The following is an 18,887-nucleotide window of genomic DNA, read 5'->3' as shown; positions in this document are numbered from 1 at the left end:
GGTAGCAAAACTCAGATTTGACGCGCCAGAGACTTCTCCGGGCGGCCGCACTGCGGCGCTCGCTGCTCGGGCGGCCGCACTGCGGCGCTCGCTACGGCCCCGAGGCGTCGAGATCCGGCAGTCGTGTGACGAGAGCGGGCAGGACGCTGCTCGTCCCGCCGTCCACCTTCACCGTGGCGTGAGCGTCGCCGCGTGTCACGCCGCGGTTCACGATGACCACGGGTTTGCCGTCCCTGGCGGCGCGCTTCACGAATCGCAGGCCGCTCATCACCGTCAGTGAGGACCCGGCCACCAGCAGGGCGTCGGCGCCGTCCACCATGGCGTACGCGGCCTCGACCCGGGCGCGCGGCACGTTCTCGCCGAAGTAGACGATCTCGGGCTTGAGCACTCCGCCGCACGAGTCGCACGGCGCCGGCCGGAAGTGGGAGGTCGCGGAGATGACGGCGTCGGCGTCCGGGGCGATCTCGATGTCGCCCACCGCTCCGATCGACTCGGCGAAGCCCGGGTTGAGCGCGTCGAGGCGCTCGGCCAGCCGGGAACGCGACACGACCTGTGAGCAGGACAGGCAGACCACGCGGTCGTAGCGCCCGTGCAGGTCGATGACCGCGCGGGATCCCGCCTCCTGGTGCAGGAGGTCGACGTTCTGGGTGATGGTCCCGGACAGCAGTCCTCGCTCCTCGAGGCGCACGAGCGCGCGGTGCCCGGCGTTCGGCCGGGTGCGGCGCATGTGCCGCCAGCCCACGTGGTTGCGCGCCCAGTAGTGGCGGCGGAACGCCTCGTCGCCGACGAACTGCTGGTAGGTCATCGGGTTGCGGGGCGGCGAGCCGGGCCCGCGGTAGTCGGGGATGCCGGAGTCCGTGGAGATCCCCGCGCCGGTCAGGGCGACGAACCGGATCCCGGCGAGCACGCGGACGGCGTCGTCGACGGTGGTGAGGGGCACGGTGACAGGCTCGGGCTGCCAGGTGGTGGGGCGCGAGACGGGCTGCACGGGAACGAGCCTAGAACGTGAGGCCTTGACGCCATGTTCTACATCGATGAAAACTAGCCGATGGCGTCCGGAAGGTCGCCGGAACCTCAAGGAGGAGGTCTCTATGGAACCGATACGGGTACTCCCGCGGCGTGGCCGACGGGTGGCGCTCACACTGCTCTCCGTCATGGCCCTCGCCCTGGCCTGCGTCGTGGTCCCCACGGCCGGGCCGGCGTCGGCCGCGACGATCGACGCGAACACCTGGTACGTCCTGGTCAACCAGCACAGCGGCAAGGCGATGGAGATCGCAGGAGGGTCGTCCGCCGAGGGCGCCGAGGTCACGCAGTTCACCCGCAACGACACCTGTGCGCAGCAGTGGCGCTTCCTCGACTCGGGTGGGGGCTACCACCGGTTGCAGAACCGCTGCAGCGGCCTGGTGGCCGAGATCTACGAGCACTCGGTGGACAACGGGGCACAGGTGGTCCAGTGGTCCGACCTGGGCAACCCCAACCAGCAGTTCCGTGTGCAGGACGTGGCGGGCAACATCCAGCTCGTCAACCGCAACAGCGGCAAGGCGCTCGACCTGTGGGGCTGGTCCACGGCCGACGGCGCGCGCATCTCGCAGTACGACGACACCGACGCCGCCAACCAGCAGTGGCGGCTCGTCGCCGTCGACACCGTGGCCGCCGACTACCCGGGTCCCGGTGCCGTCTCGGGCGACACGTTCGCCCACGACCCGACGGTGATCAAGAAGGCGAACGGCGAGTACCTCCTCGCGTTCACGGCGAACGGCGTGGGGCTCAAGTCGTCGGACGACCGCACCACGTGGAACGACGTGGGCGCGGCGTTCCCCGGGGGCACGCCCTGGGCCGACGAGTACACCGGCGGCGACCGCAACCTCTGGGCGCCCGAGCTCAAGTACGCGAACGGGCAGTACTACCTCTGGTACTCGGCGTCGTCGTTCGGATCCAACAGGTCGGCGATCTTCCTCGCGACGAGCCCGTCCGGCGCGTCGGGCACCTGGACCCACCGGGGCGTGGTCGTCGAGTCCCGCGCCGGTGACACCTTCAACGCCATCGACCCGGCCGTGACCGAGGACCAGAACGGGAACTGGTGGATGAGCTTCGGCTCCTTCTGGTCGGGTATCAAGCTGATCCGGCTCGATCCCTCGACGGGCCTGCGGTCCGGATCGGAGTTCCACGGCATCGCGAGCCGGGGCGGCGACGCGGTCGAGGCGCCGACCATTCATCACCGGAACGGCTACTACTACCTGTTCGTGTCGTTCGATCGGTGCTGCCAGGGCGCCGACTCGACGTACCGCGTCATGGTCGGGCGGTCCAGGTCGATCACGGGCCCCTACGTGGACCGTGCGGGGACGCCGATGACGAACGGCGGCGGAACGGAGATCCTCGCGGGTCACGGGTCCGTCCACGGGCCGGGACACCAGACGGTGCTCGCGGACAGCGACGCCGACGTGCTCTTCTACCACTACTACCGGGACGACGGCGTCGCGCAGCTCGGGATCAACCTGCTGCGGTACGACGACGGATGGCCGAGCGTGTACTGAGCGTGTTCCGTGGCACGGGGCTCCCGCCTGGCGTGATCGCCGAGCGGGAGCCCTTCGCGCTCCCGGCGGGCCGGCCCGGCGGCGAGGCACCGGGACCGGTTCGCCCGGACGTCGGGGCGCCGTCGCAGAACTGCCCAGGACCCGGGACGCGGTCACAAACGCGGGTGGCGAACCGTCATCGGTGAGGACGGGTGAGGCACCGCGATCTCGCGCGGGGTAACCGGACGGTCCGTACGTCGAAGCGGCCATCCGGCGGGTGCTCACCCGGCGAGACCGCCGGCACGACGAAGGAGAACGGCATGGACGACAAGGTCGCGACAGGACACCGGCCGCGCGGGGACGGCTCCGGCGAGGAGCGTCCGCACCCGACGGCGTTCGCCCACGCCGCGCGCACCCTTCCCGCCTCGTCCGCGGGGACGGACCCGGAGGCAGCGGCGCTCCTGGCCGACTCCGTGGGCGGGGCGCTGCTGGTGGTCCTGGAGACGCTGGAGCCGACCGAGCGGCTGGCGTTCGTCCTGCACGACATGTTCGGCGTCCCGTTCGACCAGATCGCCGACATCGTGGACCGTTCCCCGGTCGCCGCCCGCCGGCTCGCGCGCCGCGCCCGGCGCCGGGTGCGGGGCAACCCGGAGCCGCCGAGCCCGGAGATCACCGCGCAGCGCGACCTGGCCGAAGCGTTCACCACCGCGGCTCGCGAGGGCGACGCCGGAACCCTCGTGGCCCTTCTCGACCCCGACATCGCGCTCCGTACCCACAGCGACGACCTCTGCCTGACCGTCCGCGGCGCCGCGAACGTCGCGAGTCGTGCCATCGCCTTCTCTTCCATGGCCGAGACCGGGCATCTGGTCCGGGTCGGCGACAAGATCGGCGCGATCGCCGCCACCACCGCGGCGCCGCCGAGCATCATGGTCTTCACCGTCGAGGACGGCCGGATCCTCACGCTGGACGCGTACACCGACCCGGAGCTGATCCGTGCGTTGAGACCGGCGACGCTTGACGCCTGAGCCCGACGCCGGTGAGCCGGTCGCCCTTCTCGGACCCATCCGGATCGACGGCCGCTCCGAACCTCCGATGCCCTACCCAGGCGGCAGCTCGCCGCCGGTCTACAGGAGGACACGTCATGCGCAAGACACGACTCGCCATCATCGCCACCACCGCGACCCTCGTCGGCCTGCCGTTGGCAGCGGGGCCTGCCGCGGCCGACGACCACAGCGGTCACGAGCTCACCGCGCAGCTCTCCCAGCTCAACGACTCGGGCGCTTCGGGTACGGCGTGGGCCAAGATCGACGGCACCCAGCTCGAGATCCAGCTCGAGACGCAGGGGCTGCTCGCCGGCGCTCCGCACGCCCAGCACATCCACATCGGCGGGCAGAACGTCTGCCCCGCGAACGACCAGGAGGGCAGCGGCTTCGAAGGTGCCCTCCAGGTCAGCGACGCGGCCGACCAGTACGGCGGGGTCGCCGTGTCGCTGACGACGGAGCCCGGTGAGACCGGCCCCGACGCCGCCCTCGACGTCGAGAACTTCCCCGCCGACGCCAGCAACACCTACTCGCGGACCATCACGGTTTCCGAGGAGGTCGCTCAGCAGATCGCCGCCGGTGACGGCGTCGTCGTCGTGCACGGTGTCGACCACGACGGCTCCGGCGCGTACGACGGCGACACGAAGTCCGACCTCGACCCGAGCCTGCCGTCCGAGGCGACCGACCCGGCCGCGTGCGGTGAGCTCGACGTGGTCCAGATGAGCATGCCGGAAGGCGGCGTCGAGACCGGCGGCAGCACCACGGCGGGCGTCGAGTACCCGGCGGCCCTCGCCCTCGGCACCATGGCCATGGGCCTGGGCGTCGTCGGCCTGATCGCCGCCCGGCGTCGCGCCACCAGGTGACGACGACGGGTCCGGCCAGGAACCGCGCACACCGTCACCACCGAGCCGTGGTGGCGGTGTGCGCCGCGCTGGTCGTCATCGGCGGGGTCGCCGCCGCCTGGGCGGCTGCCCACCAGGTCGGTCCGCCGCCGGCGCCTCCTGCGGCCGCCGACGTGACGGAGACGGGCCCGGCGGCGCCGAACGGGGCTCCGGAGCCGGCAGACGGCCGGCCCTCGGCGTCCTCCCGGACGATGCCGACGGCCCCGGACGGGCCCGCGGAGGCCACGGCCCGTCCGATGCCCGCCTCGCGGCCCACGGCGGTACGCATCCCGAGCATCGGGGTGGACTCGCCCGTCCACGGGCTCGGTCTCGACCCGGAAGGGCGGCTGCGGGTGCCCTCCGGCGCACGCTACGACGAGGTCGCGTGGTACGACGGGTCACCGACGCCCGGTGAGGCCGGACCGGCCGTGCTCGAGGGCCATGTCACCGGCACCGGCTACCGTCCGTCGGTGTTCTTCGAACTCGGCAACACCCGCCCGGGTGACCGCATCGAGGTGGACCGGGCGGATGGCAGCACCGCGGTCTTCGAGGTCACGGAGATCAGGAGCGCCCCCAGGGCGGACTTCCCTCGTGTCGACGTGTACGGCGCGACCAAGGGGCCGGAACTGCGGGTGATCACCTGCGGCGGCACGTTCGACGAGGAGTCGGGACATCATCTGGACAACGTGATCGTCTTCGCGGAACTGGTGCGGGGCTGAGCGGAGCGGTCGTCGACGTGCCGCACCGGCGGTCGGCACCGAGGCCGCCGCTGACCCACGACACCACCCCGCGAACGCCGAATGGCCTGAACCCACATTCCGTGGGTTCAGGCCATTCCGATGTCCTGCGACATCACAGTGCGGTAGCGGTGGGATAATCGTGCCAACTTGCATGGCGTTGTAAGGACGCGCACATTGTTGTTCTGGCCTGCGAGGATGCTGGTTGCCGTTCGCATCCGTTCGGACGCGCTTGGACCGGCCGCGAGGCGATAGACGGGGGTAATCCGGGGACTTGAATCGCTTCGCGGTGCCCTACCTGAGTCGTACCCGACGTGGCTTGCCATCTGGGCGCACCACCCACCGAAGGCCGTTCATCGTGAACTTCACTGTGTGAGAGAGTCGAGCTGCCCGGGTTTGAGCATGTCCCCACTGGTCGCGAAGCGCTCTTCCTCGTCAGGTGCGAGCAAGGCGAAGCGCAATGGCTCCGCGTCGCTGTCGATCCGCTCCACTATGACGTCGTAGGCGGGTGACGCGGCACGGTTCGCGACGATGACCAAAGCATTGTTGTCAAAGCCCGAGATCGAGCGGGCCCGTGCGGAGACCCGAGCCGCTTCCGTACGGCGTTGCCGCCGTATGTCGAGGCGCCAGATGACCAGGGCGGCGACTACTGCTCCGACAGTGCCGAGGCTGCTGATCGCGTCCCAACCAGGAGCCCAAGGGCTAGCGGTACCGACCTCGTCGTCGTGGTGGATGCAGGTCAGTTCTTGCACGGTGCATGCTTCGTCAGGTGTCTCAAATGTCGACTCTCGCAGCACGATCTGTGATGAATCAGTCATTTGCATCCCAGGGGGCTGACCAGTTCTCCTTGAGGCACAGCTCTTCAAAGGGAAGCGTAAAGATGGCCGTCATTTCCTTGTTGGTGTACAAATCTTTGAGTCGAGGAGCGAGAATGTCGACCGGGGTCGCCTGTGTCGTTTCGTCCCCCATATCTTTGCGGGCCTCGATCACGAACTCTGAATAGAGGCGAAGAAGCACGCGGGCTGGGGCGTTTGCGAATGTGCCTTGCATGAATCTACCAAATGCTCCCAAGGCGCCATCGGAGGCATATATAACGGCCCACGTTTGAAACTTTCCGATAGCGTTTATATCGAGATCCTCCGGTTTATTGCCTGGCGCAAGAGCTTTGCCGAGTGTGACAATAATGGACGAGTATACGTCGTACTTCTGGACTGATACCCGCGCCTCGAGTCGTTGGAGCCTTGCAGACTCGTCTTGCGACGCCCGGGACTCTACCGCGGAGCGTCGCGATGAGATTGCTGCCCACAAAGAGATCGCAGCCGGAATGGCGACCAGAACGAAGGCCAGAGCTGCCGACTGCCAGCTGGTCGATTCAGGCATCTCGACCGTGACCCAGTTGCTCCAGTGGTTCGAAGTGTTGCTGAGTGCAGGATGTCAGGTGGTCCATGTTTGTTCGAAAGATCATGGCGGCATCTTAGGGCTCGATCGTGCGATCGGGGCCAAAATCTGGGGCCAAAGTCGCGGCAGGCAGAGTGAACGCCGATGATCTCCATAAGGTGGAGATTCGCCTTAACTTTGCCAGAGGTGGGCGTTGATGGACCGGCGGGCGCTTGTGCGAACGGGCTGGCCACTTCACCGTGCGTTCTGGGCTGCGAGGGCTCGCCACGTTCGCGCCGCGTCGCGGACGCCGTCGAAGTCCCCGGTCGTGAGGCTGTCACCAAGCAAAGGTGAGCCGATGCCGAGCGCGGCGGCCCCGGCGTCGAGCCATGCCTGGGCATCTTCGAGGGTGACGCCGCCGGTTGCCATCACGCCGACGTCGGGTAGCGGTGCGCGGATCTGTCGGAGGAACTCGGGGTTGTGGGAGCTGGCAGGGAAGAGCTTGACCAGCTCGGCCCGTGCCTGCGCGGCGTGATCGGCTTCGCTTGGAGTGAAGACTCCGGGAAGCATGGTTACGCCGCGCTGCTGGGCGTACTCGACGACGGGAAGGGACAGGCCAGGGGCTACCAGGAAGGTAGCCCCGGCATCGATAGCGCGTCGGGCGTCGTCGATAGTTCGGACCGTTCCAGCACCGACGTGGATATCGGTGCCGAGGCGAGCAGCGGTCGTTGAGATGACGTGGAGTGTCTCGGGCCGAGTGAGGGGGAACTCGATCGTGCGGATTCCCTCGTCGGCGAGCACCTCGGCTGCCGCTGTGAGGCGGGTGGTGTCGTCGCTGCGGAGGATCGCGACGAGGCGAGACTCGCGGATCGCGTCAGCGGCACTCATCCGGCCGCCGCTCCGCTGTGGATCGTGGTCAGCATCCGTGATGCCTGCGCCTGGAGTGGTTCGCTCGTCGCGGAGTTGTCGATGATGACGTGCTCCGCTGCGGGCCGGTAGGCCAGGTCAACCCCGGAGAGGTAGTCACCCCAGTTGGCGAGCTTGGCGGTGTCGCGGGCTGCGCCGCGGCGCTTCAGGTAGGTGAGCATCGTGCTGGCGTCGCAGTGCACCCACACGAGGGTGAGGCCGATACCGGCCGCGCTGAGGCGGGTGCTCACGCGCTCGATCCATGCCGGGTCCTGGAATTCGCGGATGAACGGCGCGGCGCCGATCACGCCGAGGCCCACGTCTGCGTTTTCCTGGATGGTGGACAGGAGCGCCTCGTACTCGTGCGGCCGGGCGTGCTCCAGGTAGGCCGGTGACTCGCGGTCGTACGGCAGTTGCCCGAGTTCTTCGAGGAGCCGCTCGACGACGGGCCGCGTGATGGTGTCCTTGTCGACGATGGCTGACCCGGTGAGGCGTGAGAGCACGCGGGCAAGCTCCGACTTGCCCGAACCCGCGTAGCCGCCGATGAGGAACGTGTGCGGCTTGCGCGTCTCGTCGGGCGCGGCGTGGGGCGTGATGCCGCTGCGGACGATGCGGCGCGAGCGGGAGACGTTCTCGACGAGTCCCTCGGCGGCGAGCTGTTCCATGGCCTTGTTGATCGTCCAGACACTCACGCCCATCTGTTCGGCGAGCGCGCGGGTTGAGGGGAGCGCTTCGCCGTCACGGAGCCTGCCCGCCTCGATGTCGTTTCTGAGGATGTGCTCGACGCGGTCGAGTTTCTTACCGCCGACGTGTTCGGCGCTGTACTGCGACATATGACCTACCTCACATCGTGAGCGTTCAACTGATCAGTTTCTGCCTAACAACTGGGCTGGCACCGATCATCCACCCATAGCGCGCGTCTGCCAAGTCGCGTCCACAGTGGCCGATCAGTTGACAGGCTCGCCAGGTCTACTGTTAGGTTTCCATTCATCAGGTCTGTGGGCCGGGTCATAGATCCGGCTCACAGCTCGCCGAGATGGAGGAGAAGTCATGGACAAGGAAGTCGAGCCGTCGTTGTCGGCTCTGGCCGCGATCGAGGCCGAGTGGCCGGTGATCGAGGCCGAGCGCGCCGTCGTGGACGCCGAGTGCGTCCTGGCCGCGCGTCCGAGTGAGGTCGCGGTGCGTCGTCACCGTCAGGCCGTGGCCGCGCTGGCCGCGGTGTCGCGCAAGTCCCCGGCCGCCCGCGTCGCGGTCGTCAAGGTCCGCCACTCCGGCGGCCCGCGTTCGATCCGTCCCCGTTCCCTCGCCGTCGCGCCTGCGTCGGCGGCTGCCTGAGAGGAAGAAACCCATGGTCACGATGTCTGTGTTCTTCGTCCTGCTGGTCGCTTCGGTCGCTGGCTTCTACTTCAAGCGCATCGCCGGTGGCTCCTGGCTGCTGGGTGTCCTGTTCGGCCTGGCGCTGGCCGCGACCGCGTGGGGTCCGACGATCCTGGGCGGCTTCCAGTCGGCCCTGGACTCGATCGTGCAGGCCATCTCCAGCGCGGCGGGTGCCTGATGGGTGCCCGGTACCCGCGGGTGCTCGACCGCGTGCGCCTGAGCGACGGCGTGTTCGGCGAGATCGTCGCCCGCGACGGCGTTAACACGCCGCGCACGGTGCGCTACAACGTTCGGCTCGACGGCGGCGGCTACCGCCACGTGCGCCTCGACGAGATCGCGGCGGTTCTGTGATGGCGTCGCCGATCTTCGCCCAGGCGTGGAAGACCGATTCTGTAGGGAGGGCTGCCCGATGACCTGTGAGAACGAGGACCGTATGCCCAGTGATGCCGAGCTGGTGGAGCTGGTCTACGGCAACAACCCGCCCGTGGGTGACGGGCTGGACCAGGGCATGGTCCAGCCGGAGCAGGACAACCCTGCACCCGAGGCCGCGGCCGAGGTGATCGACGCCCCGGCGTCGCCTGCCGAGGTGGCGGCGCGGCCTGCTCGGGTGATCGAGCACCGTGGGGACCGTGAGGTTCCGGTGCTGCCGGAGTGGCTGACCTCGTGGGATGTGTTCGTTCCCGCGTTCCGCCGGCACGCGAAGTTCCTGGCGACCTGGTCCGCGCACCACGGTGTGCGGGCACCGTTCCTGTACCTGCCCCGCTTCCTGGGCCGGGCCGCTGTCGGTCTCGGAGTCTGCACCCGCGCGGTGGCCCGGTGGGTGCTGGACTCGGAGAACAAGGCCAAGCGGAACGCCCTGATCGCGGGTGCCCGTGGCACGGCCGAGTACAAGACACTGCGCAAGGAACACGCTGACGGCGTACGCGCCCGTCTGGGTGGCCTCGCCGCGGCGGGTGCCCTGGTGGGCGTGGTCGGGGTGACCACGTACGCGAACGCCGGACCGGACGGGCTGACCGTCGCGGCGGTGTCGGCTGGTGTCGCCGCGGTGACGGCGTTCGGGATCGTGGGCACTCGCCGTGTGGCCTCGCCGCTCGTGACGACCGCCAAGAGCGAGGTTCCCAAGCTCACGGTCGACGTCGTGCAGGAAGCGTTGCTCACGCTCGGTCTGGGGTCGCTGGGGGAGGCCAAGCGCGGCAACGCCGAGATCAAGGTGCTGCGCATCTTCCCGGCCACCGGCGGTGTCGAGATCCACATCGATCTGCCGCCCGGCGCCACCGCCGCGGACGTGATCGAGCGCAAGGAACGCCTGGCCGCGGCCCTGCGTCGCCCGATCGACTGCGTGTGGCCCGAGGGCAACCCCAAGGCCCACCCGTCCCGGTTGAACCTGTACATCGCCGACCGGGCGCTGTCCGAGCGGGGCGCGGTGTCGTTCAAGCACCGGCTCAAGGGCGAGACGAACGTGTTCGAGGACCTGGAGATCGGCCAGGACCAGCGCGGGCGGCCGGTGACGACGTGCCTGATGTACAACAACGGGATCATCGGCGGGCTGCCGGGCATGGGCAAGACGTTCCTGCTCCGGGTGCTGATCATGGCCGCGGCGCTTGACCCGCGTACCGAGCTGCACATTCACGAGTTGAAGGGCACCGGTGACCTGCTGCCGTTCGCCCCGATCGCGCACGTGTGCCGCTCCGGCGACGACCCCGAGGACCTCAAGGCCCTGCTCGCGGACCTGCGCGCCGTGCAGGCCGAGATGCGCCGCCGCGCGGCCGTGATTCGGTCCCTGCCGCGGAGTGTGGCGCTGGAGTCCAAGGTCACCGACCAGCTCGCCAAGGCCGGGAACCCGCATGGGTTCAAGCCGCTGCTGTTGGTGATCGACGAGTCCCAGCTCGGCTTCAAGGCCCCCGAGGTCGGGGCGGAGGTGACCGAGCTGGTTGAGGACATCACCCGCCGCGGCCGCGCCCTCGGGATCATGGTTTGGCTCGCGACTCAGCGGCCGAACAAGGACGCCATCCCCACCGGCATCTCCGCTCTGCTGTCCCTGCGTGTGTGCCTGCGCGTGGGCGACCAGACGACCAACGACATGGTGCTCGGCACCAGCATGTACAAGGCCGGGCACCGGGCCACGATCTTCTCCCAGGAAGACAAGGGCGTCGCCCTACTGGCCGGGGAGAAGTCCGACCCGCAGTTGGTCCGCGGCGCCTACATCGATGGCGAGCTGGCGGACAAGATCGTCGAGCGCGCCCGCGCCATCCGCGAAGCACGCGGCCTGCTGACCGGTGAGGCCGCGGGGGAGATCGCGGCCGACACCGACCACTCCACGATCCTCGACCACATCCTCGCCGTGTGGCCGGCCGAGGACCCCGAGTGGCCCAACGGCAAGATCTGGTCCTCGACCCTCGCGGAGCGCCTGGCCGAGCACAAGCCCGCCCTCTACGAGGGCTGGACCGGCCCCCAGGTCACCGCCGCGGTCAAGCCGCACGGCATCACCGCCAAGGGCGTCAAGCACCGCGGCGCCGTGCAGAACGGCCTGACCCGCGCCCACATCACCCGCGAACTCGGCACCACCGACACCGCCACGACGAACGACAAGGAGGACTGACCATGACCATGCTCACCCGCCCTGCCAGCTCCCGGCGCCTCGTGCTCGCCGCGGCCGTCTCGGTCGCGCTCATCTCCACCGTGGGCGCCTACCTCGCCATGGTCGCGTTCGGCATCGACGTCCTGGCCATGGACGCCGCGACCGCCTACGCCACCGCCGGAGTGTTCGAGCTGTCCCTCGTCACCGTCGCCCTGCTGGCGCGGGAGGCCGCCAAGGACAACCGCCCCGGCGGGACGCTCCTGACGCTCACCTGGGCGCTGTCGTCCGCGTCGGGCGCGTTCGCAGCCTGGCACGAGATCTTCATCGGCCACCCGCTGGGCGCGGCCGTGTTCCGGTTCCTCGTGCCGCTCCTGGCCGCCCTGATGTGGCACCTCGCCCTCATCGGCGACCGCCACCTCGCCACCGGGCAGTCCTGGACCGGCGCCCGCCAGGCCCGCCGCATGCACGCCCTGTTCCTCGCCACCGAAGACCTGTTCCGCGCCCAGCACTTGGGTGGGCGCCGCCTCGCCGCCGCCGAGGCTCGACGCCGCCGCGCCCGTGCGGTCGCGCTGCGAACCGTGCCGCCGGAGGCCATGCGCGGACAGGTCACCACCTGGGTTGAGGCACTGGGCGCCGTGGGCGAGGGCACCGCCGACGTCGCACGCCTGCACACCGAGGACCGCGCCCGACTGTCCGCCATACTCACCCCCGGACAGACCACCACCCCCGCCAGCCTGTCCGCCCCGGACAGCAACCCGGACGCCTACGCGATCGAGGCCGCCGGACACGTCGCCGCCGAGGTCGCCGACATCACCACCGACACCGCCCGTGTCCGGGCCGGACAGAACCGCCGCACCGCCGCGGCAGGTCAGGCGCGCGGCGCCTCACGCGCCACCGCCCGCACCCGCCGCACGCCCCGCCCTGCCGGGGCGGACAAGGCCGCACGCCTCGCGATCGTGTCCGCCCTGCTGACCGACCGACCCGACGCCACCGCATCGGCTGCGATGTCCGTGCTGTCCGAGGCCGGACACGACGTCACCGACCGCACCGCCCGCCGCCTACTGTCCGAGGCCCGAGCCGCCGCCAGCGCCTCGGACGCCGCGGCGAACACCACCCCGGACGCCGACACCACCACGACCACCCACACGACCGACACCACGGCACCCACCGCGGCGCGGGTGCTCGCGGAGGTGAACTGACCATGACCACCACCCCCACCCCGCACGAGCTGGACCAGCTCGCGGCTACCGAGCTGGCCGAGCTGCGCGAGGACGTGCGCCTCGCCCGCCTGATCCTGGGCCGCATCCGCCAGGCCGCCAGCCGCGCGGGCTGGGGCATCGCGGCCGGAGTCGCGGGCACCGGGATCGCGATCTTCACCGGTACCGGCTGGCTCGCCGACCTCGCCGCCGCCGTGGCCCTGTTCTCCCTGCTCGCCGTCATCGGCCTCACGCTCCTAGCCGCGTTCCTCGGCGACCCGCCCGACCCCGAGGCCGACGACCGGCTCGCCGCATGGTGGCCCGACGACGACCACGACCACGACGACGCCCCCGACGAGGACCCCGCCGACCCTCGCCGCGGTAGTGCCGACCCCCGCTACCGGTAGCCGCGCCACTACCCCCGGGAACCGCGTGATTCCGCGGAAGTAGCCGGGTAGCGGCACCACCAGCTACCCCCGCCCGGACCCGTAACCCCACCCCCGCCAGGGCACGGCGGGCGCTACCACTACCCGCCGTGCCCCTACCCCCGTCATGCCAAAAACAGGAAGGAACCGCGATGCCCGCCACCACACCGCCCGCCGGGCGCGCCTACGACCGCCGCATCATCGCCGCGTGGCTCCACGGCTACGACACCGGGCACAACGTCGGCTACCACGACGGACGCCGCGCCGGGAACTTCGAGGGCTGGCAGGCAGGCCACACCGCCGGGCACGCCGAGGGCTGGCACGCCGCCGACCAGGCCGCCGCCGCCAAGTACCGCACCTACCTGGCCATGTCCGACGCCTCCCGCCCGAACATCGCACGCGGCAGCTTCGGCGAGGCCAAGCCGCTGCCCAGCTACGCCGACTGCCTCGCCTCGTGGGGACCACCCACCGCCGCCCGCCGCCCCGTCCCTGCCCGCGTCCGCGCGGCTGCCTGAACGGAGACACCCACCATGACCACCTTGAGCCCGCTGGAGCGCGCCGCCCGCGCCGCCTACACCCGCCCCGATGGCTCCATCCCGTGGGAGCGGCGTACGACCCGCACCCGCGCCTACTGGCGCACCATCGCCCGCCGGGCGCTGGACGCGGCCCTGGACGTGCTGGAACTGGCCGCCGTGCTAGAGACCCACCGCGAGGCCGCACCCGTCCCGCACCCCGAGGCCGGGCACGTGGACGTGTGCGCGCTGTGCGGCATCGTCGGCGACATCCACGCCCACCAGGCCGACAAGATCCGCGCCACGATCCTCGCGCCCGTCGTGCGCATCGTGCCCAACAACGCGCCGGGCCGCATGTACGGCGAGGGCTACGGCGGCGGCTGGGACGACGAGGGCACCGCCGCCGAGGCCGCCCGCGTCGCACGCGAACTCCAGAACCGCCGCCAGCAGCAGGCCGAGGACGAGGGCGAGGACCAGTCATGACCACGATCCCCACCACCCCACCCGACACCGACACCGACACCATGGACGTGGAATCGGTGTTCTGGGAGGCCCGTCCCGAGCTCGCGGCCGTGCGCCAGTACGCCCGCGCCGCGATGGCCTCACCGTGGGCCGTCCTGGGCTGCGTGCTGGCCCGCGTCGCGCTGTCGGTGCCGCCCGTGGTGGTCCTGCCGCCCCTGGGCAACGACTCCAGCGCCGTCGCGAGCTTGAACCTGTTCGTAGGCCTGGTCGCTCCCTCCGGCGTCGGCAAGGGCGTCGCCACCCGCGCCGCCGAGGGATTCCTCAGCATCCCGCCCGGGGGCGGACGCCTCATCGTCGAGCGGCCCCTCGGCTCTGGTGAGGGCATGGCGCACGTGTTCACCGACCAGGACGAGAGCGGCGAGGACGTGCCCGCGCTCCACTCCGTGTGGTTCGACGTCCCGGAGGTAGACACCCTCACGGCCCTGGTCGGCCGCAAGGCCTCCACCCTCGCGTCCGAGGTGCGCAAGATGTTCACCGGGGAAGGTCTCGGCTTCCAGAACGCCGACGCGACCCGCCGCAAGATCGTCCCCGCCCACTCCTACCGTGCCGCCCTGGTCGCCGGAGTCCAGCCTCGCAAGGCCGGGCCGCTGCTCGACGACGCCGCCGGCGGAACGCCCCAGCGGTTCCTGTGGATGCCCGCCACCGACCCCGGCGCGCCAGACGTGCTCCCGCCCGCGCCGGAACCGCTGTCCTGGTGCTCGCCCGTGCTGGCCACCCACGCGGGCCGCGCGCCGCTGCACGTGGCCGGATCGATCAAGGCCGAACTCCAGGCCGAACGCCGCGCGCGGCTCCGCGAAGAGCTGACCGACGACAACGGGCAGCAATCCCTCGTGCGGCTCAAGGTCGCGGCCCTGCTCGCGCTCCTGGCCGGGCGCACCGACGTCACTGAAACAGACTGGCACCTGGGCGACTACGTGATGGGCGTCTCCGACCGCACCCGCCAGCGCATGCGCGAGGCGCTGCACGCCGACGCTCAGCAGGCCGTACGGGAGCGGGCCGAGGCCCGCGCGGCGTTCGACGAACACCAGGACCACGCGGCCGTCCAGCGCACCGCGAGCAAGATCCTCGCCCGCCTCACCAGCGAGCCCGCCCCGGCCAGCGGCATCCGGTCCGGTCTGGGCAAGAACCTGCGCGACTACTTCGAAGCCGCGACCGACGAGCTGATCCGACGCGGCCTCGTGATCCGCACCGACGACGAGTACCGGGGACAGACCCGCGTCATGCTCCACCGCCGCGGATAGCCCCGTAGCCCCGGCATGTGCCAGGGCTACCAGGGCTAGAACACCAGGCCTAAAACCCCAGGTCAGACACCGAAACAAGCCATGGCGGGTTAGCCCTGGCACATGCCAGGGCTAACCCTCGAACGACGAAGCTCCAGGCAAGGAGAACCACCATGACGACCGCAACCGCTATCGGTCCGAAGCTCATGACCCCTGACGACCTCGCTGACTACCTCGGCGTCTCGCTCCACTGCGTCTACGCCTGGTCCAGTCGTGGCGGCGGTCCCCGGATCACCCGAGTCGGTGCGCGGCTGCGCTACCGCCCGGCCGACGTCGAGGCATGGCTCGACAGCGCGAACGACGAGCGAAAGGTTGCCTGAAGATGCCGAAGCTGCCACTTGAGCCCGGACGCTGGAGCGACATCTACACGAAGGAGGTCCGTCCCAACTCCTGGCGCGCGCGAACGACCTACCGCGACTTCACCGGCGCGACCCGCGAGCCCGAATCGTGGGGCAAGACGAAGGCCATCGCGAAGCGTCGCCTGGAAGACAAGTTGCACAAGATGTCGGGCGCTGAGAACGCCGATGGCGTGGTCGCCATCACGAGCACCACGAGGATGGATCGCGTCATCGACGAGTGGGTGCGTGAGCGCAAGCAGGAAGGAGAGGACGGAATCACGTCTCAGTCGCTCATCACCTACGGGAGCACGATCAAGAACCACATCAGGCCAGGCCTCGGACAGCTCCGGGTACGGGAGGTGACGCCCGTAGCCGTGAACCGACTGCTCGCTACGCTCCACGCGGCCGCGAAGTACGACACCGCACGCCAGGTGAACAACGTCCTGACTCAGATCATGGGCATGTGCGTAAGGTACGGAGCGATCACCGCCAACCCGGTCCGCGACGCCGCCCCGGTGCGCAAGCCTCGTCGCCGCAAGGAGGTCCGCACGCTCTCGCTCGAAGAGGTCGCCACACTGCGCGCGGCAGTGCGCTCCTGGGAGAACCGCCCGGCGAAGCGTGGCGTCCGGAACATCACCCTGCTGCCCGAAATCGTGGACACGATGCTGGGCACGGGACTCAGGATCGGGGAGGTGCTGGCGCTCCGCGAGGATGACCTACAGCTCGACGGCGACGCCCCGACGCTCACGGTCAACGGGACGGTCGTACGCGCCGAAGCGCCCGACGCGACTGGAAAGATCCGGCGTCGCCTGATCCGACAGCCCAAGCCCAAGACTGATTCGTCGCGCCACACGGTGACCCTCCCCGGGTTCGTCGTCATAGCGATGCGGACCGCCCTCGATCTCGCGCTCGACGGGGGACCTGACGGACTGCTCTTTCCTTCGACATCAGGGACGGTGCGCTCACCGGGCCGCGTGCGGGAGCAACTGAAGGAAGCTCTCGACGGCACGGGTGTCACGGTGAGGCCGCACGACTTCCGCCGAACGGTCGCGGACCACATTCACGATGAGCTCGACACGAAGACGGCGGCTGCCCAGCTCGGGCACTCGTCGGAGGCGACGACGCTACGGCACTACGTGCGACGGAAGAACATCGCACCCGACGTCCGGACCGTGCTCGACATGCTGATCGGCGGCACGCCTAAGCCATCCACGAAGGTCGACTCGTAGCTGGCCGACGGAAGCGAAGTTATCCCTCAGCGCCCGGCCTGGACCTGCCTCCAGGCCGGGCGCGATCGTGCCTGATTCGGAAGAATCACTCCGACCGGCGGGTGGCCGCATGGCCTCGACCGTCGCAGGCGCGTCGCCCGGCCGTCGATAGTAGTACCCAAAGAGCCAGGCATTATGCTACGAACTTGCTGCGGCGGTCGGATCTGCCGGGAGTCGCACGCAGGTGGCGTCCGCAAGGACAATTTCACCCGAGGGCGGGGCCCAACCGGGCTCCAGGGCTGGAAGGATTTGCCTATGGGGATCATCCACGGTGCTGAGGCCCGTCCACGCGCGATCTTTCAGGGGCTTGACCCACAAGTCATCGAAGAACTGATCCCGCTGGTGGGTTCTTACGTTGAGGTCACAGCTGGCGGCCAGACGGAAATTGACCAACGCGAGTACGACCTTTTCGTTACGACACAGGATGTCCAGTGTTCCAGACATTTGCACGTTCTCGCGCTGGGGTCCGATCTTTTATCTGGCCTTCACGGCAACGCCATTACGTCAGTCGTCCTACGCCATACCGATGTCACAGCAGCACAGCTGAACGTTCCCGACGAGGTCAGTCAGGCCATCCGTGACCTAATTATCCGCACACTTGTACCCGTGGTGGAGGAACGGCCGCGTCCACGTTGGAAGTGGGATACACGTCGCCTGTCCCCTTTGCGTGAGGGCGATGTGGCGTATACGCCGCTTCTAACCTCGCATGCCCACGATGAAGTCCTCGCGTTCGTGGGCCGGTTTAAGCGCAACGACCAGCCGGAAGGCGGCATGGTCCTTGCCCTTCCTGCCATACCAACTGAGGTCGCTCCATGGCTGCGCTGGTTCCTCGATATAGCACGTAAGGTGACCCCCGAAGCGTTTCCCGTACACGCAGACTGGCAGGAAGACCCTCGCTGGGGACCCCCAGGATTGCAGGACGTCCTCGCTGAGCGGAGTGCGCTACAAGCGGAGCGGCTGCGGCTACTCGCAGAACTTGATCAGCGAGCCGAAGCGCTCGACGCCAAAGTTGCGGACGAAATGGCCGCTGCTGAGACTGGGATTTGGCGATTGCTCACGAAGCAGCACGAGGAATTCGAGGATGCTGTCGGTGACGCCCTTGAGGAGCTCGGATTCGCGGTCGAGCGCCGTAACGCCGTCATACCCGATGGTCAGCCCAAGTACGAAGATCTCCGGATTTCCGATCCAAGCGAACCGGGTTGGGTCGCCTTGGCAGAGTGCAAGGGCCTGACCAAGGGGGCCAAGGCTGGGGCTGTCAGACAGCTGAGTACCCGTCCGGTCCACGCCTTCGTCCTCGAACAGAAGAGGGCACCAGACGCCCTGTACTACATCGTCAACCACACCATCTCGACGCCACCTCCAGACCGGCCTGAACCCCTCGATGCTGACGCTCCGACGATTAGCCTCCTGGCAGAGCAGGGTGGCGCGGTCATCGACAGTCGCGCACTTCTCCAAGCACAGATCACCGCGCTGCTAGACCCGCAAGCGAAGCCCAAGTTGCGGGCGGCGATGCGCGAGAGCAGGGGTAGATGGGACGGGACAATCGATGCGACAACGGTCGGCCTCGACGACGAAGCCGAGTAGGAGAGCGATCCACCCAGTGTCCGGTCCGCAGAGGTGGCTGAGATCGGCTGGGGTTCCCTAAACCCGGGGATTATCCGGGGATCGCACCAAAGATCGAGCCCCTGACCGGCGTTTCCGCTGGTCAGGGGCTCGGATTGTACTGCGGGTGCGGTAGCGGTGGGATTTGAACCCACGGTGGACTGTTAACCCACACACGCTTTCGAGGCGTGCTCCTTAGGCCGCTCGGACACGCTACCTGGCGCCCGCCTGAGCGGGCCGTAGCAGCATACCGGTTCGTACCCGGGATCGCCCAATCGTCGGCCCCGGTGGCCAGTCGGTGTACGACGACGTCCTCGCGTCCCACCACGACGACG

At 69.2% G+C, this 18,887-nt stretch carries 22 protein-coding genes and 1 tRNA gene; 16 read left to right on the top strand and 7 right to left on the bottom strand.

Translation table 11 applies throughout. From position 1 onward, the window contains the following. Positions 1-91: 91 nt before the first annotated feature. Positions 92-988, bottom strand: coding sequence for a Sir2 family NAD-dependent protein deacetylase (locus J0911_RS19010; RefSeq protein WP_372434906.1), 897 nt, complete (start codon positions 986-988; stop codon positions 92-94). A 103-nt stretch (positions 989-1,091) separates the two neighbouring features. Here J0911_RS19010 and J0911_RS19005 point away from each other — a divergent pair, with 103 nt between their 5' ends. From J0911_RS19005 to J0911_RS18995, 3 genes are all read left to right on the top strand, one after another. After that, on the top strand, positions 1,092-2,534 hold the full coding sequence (locus J0911_RS19005; RefSeq protein WP_242637001.1) for a family 43 glycosylhydrolase: 1,443 nt from the start codon (positions 1,092-1,094) through the stop codon (positions 2,532-2,534). Between the two features lie 299 nt (positions 2,535-2,833). After that, positions 2,834-3,538: a sigma factor-like helix-turn-helix DNA-binding protein gene (locus J0911_RS19000; RefSeq protein WP_207277055.1), complete on the top strand. Its 705-nt coding sequence runs from the start codon at positions 2,834-2,836 to the stop codon at positions 3,536-3,538. Positions 3,539-3,654: 116 nt separating this feature from the next. After that, positions 3,655-4,416 (top strand): CHRD domain-containing protein, encoded by a 762-nt coding sequence (locus J0911_RS18995; protein WP_207277054.1) that lies wholly within the window; start codon positions 3,655-3,657, stop codon positions 4,414-4,416. Positions 4,417-4,450: 34 nt separating this feature from the next. Here the strand turns inward: J0911_RS18995 and J0911_RS20650 are convergent, their stop codons facing one another. Then, positions 4,451-4,723, bottom strand: coding sequence for a hypothetical protein (locus J0911_RS20650; protein WP_242637042.1), 273 nt, complete (start codon positions 4,721-4,723; stop codon positions 4,451-4,453). Between the two features lie 13 nt (positions 4,724-4,736). On the opposite strand from J0911_RS20650, the gene J0911_RS18990 reads away from it, so the two are divergent. Further along, entirely contained in the window at positions 4,737-5,153 is a 417-nt protein-coding gene (locus J0911_RS18990) for a class F sortase (protein ID WP_307865180.1), read from the top strand. A gap of 383 nt (positions 5,154-5,536) precedes the next feature. Here the strand turns inward: J0911_RS18990 and J0911_RS18985 are convergent, their stop codons facing one another. The 4 genes from J0911_RS18985 to J0911_RS18970 form a co-directional block, all read right to left on the bottom strand. Beyond that, positions 5,537-5,923, bottom strand: a complete 387-nt coding sequence (locus J0911_RS18985) for a hypothetical protein (RefSeq protein ID WP_207277052.1) — start codon at positions 5,921-5,923, stop codon at positions 5,537-5,539. Between the two features lie 58 nt (positions 5,924-5,981). Beyond that, complete coding sequence (locus J0911_RS18980; RefSeq protein WP_207277051.1) at positions 5,982-6,551, bottom strand: hypothetical protein; 570 nt, start codon at positions 6,549-6,551, stop codon at positions 5,982-5,984. A 252-nt stretch (positions 6,552-6,803) separates the two neighbouring features. Further along, on the bottom strand, positions 6,804-7,436 hold the full coding sequence (locus J0911_RS18975) for a bifunctional 4-hydroxy-2-oxoglutarate aldolase/2-dehydro-3-deoxy-phosphogluconate aldolase (RefSeq protein ID WP_207277050.1): 633 nt from the start codon (positions 7,434-7,436) through the stop codon (positions 6,804-6,806). Next, complete coding sequence (locus J0911_RS18970; protein ID WP_207277049.1) at positions 7,433-8,287, bottom strand: GntR family transcriptional regulator; 855 nt, start codon at positions 8,285-8,287, stop codon at positions 7,433-7,435. The genes J0911_RS18975 and J0911_RS18970 overlap by 4 nt, the downstream gene beginning before the upstream one ends. 217 nt (positions 8,288-8,504) lie before the next feature. Between J0911_RS18970 and J0911_RS18965 the strand changes: the two genes are divergently transcribed. The 12 genes from J0911_RS18965 (at position 8,505) to J0911_RS18910 (ending at position 18,534) form a co-directional block, all read left to right on the top strand. Next, on the top strand, positions 8,505-8,789 hold the full coding sequence (locus J0911_RS18965; protein WP_207277048.1) for a DUF6284 family protein: 285 nt from the start codon (positions 8,505-8,507) through the stop codon (positions 8,787-8,789). Between the two features lie 13 nt (positions 8,790-8,802). Continuing rightward, the gene (locus tag J0911_RS18960) at positions 8,803-9,009 is read left to right on the top strand and encodes a hypothetical protein (protein WP_207277047.1); all 207 of its coding nucleotides are present in this window, start codon (positions 8,803-8,805) and stop codon (positions 9,007-9,009) included. Positions 9,010-9,029: 20 nt separating this feature from the next. Then, entirely contained in the window at positions 9,030-9,182 is a 153-nt protein-coding gene (locus J0911_RS18955) for a hypothetical protein (RefSeq protein WP_207277046.1), read from the top strand. Between the two features lie 82 nt (positions 9,183-9,264). Continuing rightward, positions 9,265-11,430, top strand: coding sequence for an FtsK/SpoIIIE domain-containing protein (locus tag J0911_RS18950; RefSeq protein WP_207277045.1), 2,166 nt, complete (start codon positions 9,265-9,267; stop codon positions 11,428-11,430). 2 nt (positions 11,431-11,432) lie between these two features. Further along, positions 11,433-12,608 carry a hypothetical protein gene (locus tag J0911_RS18945; protein ID WP_207277044.1) on the top strand — a complete coding sequence of 392 codons (1,176 nt, stop codon included), beginning with the start codon at positions 11,433-11,435 and terminating at the stop codon, positions 12,606-12,608. A 2-nt stretch (positions 12,609-12,610) separates the two neighbouring features. Continuing rightward, complete coding sequence (locus J0911_RS18940) at positions 12,611-13,012, top strand: hypothetical protein (protein ID WP_207277043.1); 402 nt, start codon at positions 12,611-12,613, stop codon at positions 13,010-13,012. A gap of 170 nt (positions 13,013-13,182) precedes the next feature. Continuing rightward, the gene (locus J0911_RS18935; protein WP_207277042.1) at positions 13,183-13,545 is read left to right on the top strand and encodes a hypothetical protein; all 363 of its coding nucleotides are present in this window, start codon (positions 13,183-13,185) and stop codon (positions 13,543-13,545) included. A gap of 15 nt (positions 13,546-13,560) precedes the next feature. Continuing rightward, positions 13,561-14,025: a hypothetical protein gene (locus J0911_RS18930; RefSeq protein ID WP_207277041.1), complete on the top strand. Its 465-nt coding sequence runs from the start codon at positions 13,561-13,563 to the stop codon at positions 14,023-14,025. Beyond that, entirely contained in the window at positions 14,022-15,305 is a 1,284-nt protein-coding gene (locus J0911_RS18925) for a hypothetical protein (RefSeq protein WP_207277040.1), read from the top strand. Before J0911_RS18930 ends, J0911_RS18925 begins: the two co-directional genes overlap by 4 nt. A gap of 152 nt (positions 15,306-15,457) precedes the next feature. Continuing rightward, entirely contained in the window at positions 15,458-15,664 is a 207-nt protein-coding gene (locus J0911_RS18920; RefSeq protein ID WP_207277039.1) for a helix-turn-helix transcriptional regulator, read from the top strand. A gap of 2 nt (positions 15,665-15,666) precedes the next feature. Beyond that, positions 15,667-16,911 carry a site-specific integrase gene (locus J0911_RS18915; protein WP_207277038.1) on the top strand — a complete coding sequence of 415 codons (1,245 nt, stop codon included), beginning with the start codon at positions 15,667-15,669 and terminating at the stop codon, positions 16,909-16,911. A 294-nt stretch (positions 16,912-17,205) separates the two neighbouring features. Beyond that, on the top strand, positions 17,206-18,534 hold the full coding sequence (locus tag J0911_RS18910) for a hypothetical protein (protein WP_207277037.1): 1,329 nt from the start codon (positions 17,206-17,208) through the stop codon (positions 18,532-18,534). Between the two features lie 148 nt (positions 18,535-18,682). On the opposite strand, the gene J0911_RS18905 is transcribed toward J0911_RS18910, so the two are convergent. Beyond that, positions 18,683-18,770, bottom strand: a tRNA-Ser gene (locus J0911_RS18905). Positions 18,771-18,887: the final 117 nt, after the last annotated feature.

The sequence above is a fragment of the Myceligenerans salitolerans genome, from assembly GCF_017349295.1.
Taxonomy (GTDB): Bacteria; Actinomycetota; Actinomycetes; order Actinomycetales; family Cellulomonadaceae; genus Myceligenerans; species Myceligenerans salitolerans.
This window is presented reverse-complemented; position numbering and strand designations above follow the sequence as displayed.

Coding starts and splice junctions, on each gene's coding strand:
- J0911_RS19005 (WP_242637001.1), top strand. CDS start 1,092: ATGGAACCGATACGGGTACTCCCGCGGCGTGGCCGACGGGTGGCGCTC.
- J0911_RS19000 (WP_207277055.1), top strand. CDS start 2,834: ATGGACGACAAGGTCGCGACAGGACACCGGCCGCGCGGGGACGGCTCC.
- J0911_RS18995 (WP_207277054.1), top strand. CDS start 3,655: ATGCGCAAGACACGACTCGCCATCATCGCCACCACCGCGACCCTCGTC.
- J0911_RS20650 (WP_242637042.1), bottom strand. CDS start 4,723: ATGCGTACCGCCGTGGGCCGCGAGGCGGGCATCGGACGGGCCGTGGCC.
- J0911_RS18980 (WP_207277051.1), bottom strand. CDS start 6,551: ATGCCTGAATCGACCAGCTGGCAGTCGGCAGCTCTGGCCTTCGTTCTG.
- J0911_RS18975 (WP_207277050.1), bottom strand. CDS start 7,436: ATGAGTGCCGCTGACGCGATCCGCGAGTCTCGCCTCGTCGCGATCCTC.
- J0911_RS18970 (WP_207277049.1), bottom strand. CDS start 8,287: ATGTCGCAGTACAGCGCCGAACACGTCGGCGGTAAGAAACTCGACCGC.
- J0911_RS18965 (WP_207277048.1), top strand. CDS start 8,505: ATGGACAAGGAAGTCGAGCCGTCGTTGTCGGCTCTGGCCGCGATCGAG.
- J0911_RS18960 (WP_207277047.1), top strand. CDS start 8,803: ATGGTCACGATGTCTGTGTTCTTCGTCCTGCTGGTCGCTTCGGTCGCT.
- J0911_RS18950 (WP_207277045.1), top strand. CDS start 9,265: ATGCCCAGTGATGCCGAGCTGGTGGAGCTGGTCTACGGCAACAACCCG.
- J0911_RS18945 (WP_207277044.1), top strand. CDS start 11,433: ATGACCATGCTCACCCGCCCTGCCAGCTCCCGGCGCCTCGTGCTCGCC.
- J0911_RS18940 (WP_207277043.1), top strand. CDS start 12,611: ATGACCACCACCCCCACCCCGCACGAGCTGGACCAGCTCGCGGCTACC.
- J0911_RS18935 (WP_207277042.1), top strand. CDS start 13,183: ATGCCCGCCACCACACCGCCCGCCGGGCGCGCCTACGACCGCCGCATC.
- J0911_RS18930 (WP_207277041.1), top strand. CDS start 13,561: ATGACCACCTTGAGCCCGCTGGAGCGCGCCGCCCGCGCCGCCTACACC.
- J0911_RS18925 (WP_207277040.1), top strand. CDS start 14,022: ATGACCACGATCCCCACCACCCCACCCGACACCGACACCGACACCATG.
- J0911_RS18920 (WP_207277039.1), top strand. CDS start 15,458: ATGACGACCGCAACCGCTATCGGTCCGAAGCTCATGACCCCTGACGAC.
- J0911_RS18915 (WP_207277038.1), top strand. CDS start 15,667: ATGCCGAAGCTGCCACTTGAGCCCGGACGCTGGAGCGACATCTACACG.
- J0911_RS18910 (WP_207277037.1), top strand. CDS start 17,206: ATGGGGATCATCCACGGTGCTGAGGCCCGTCCACGCGCGATCTTTCAG.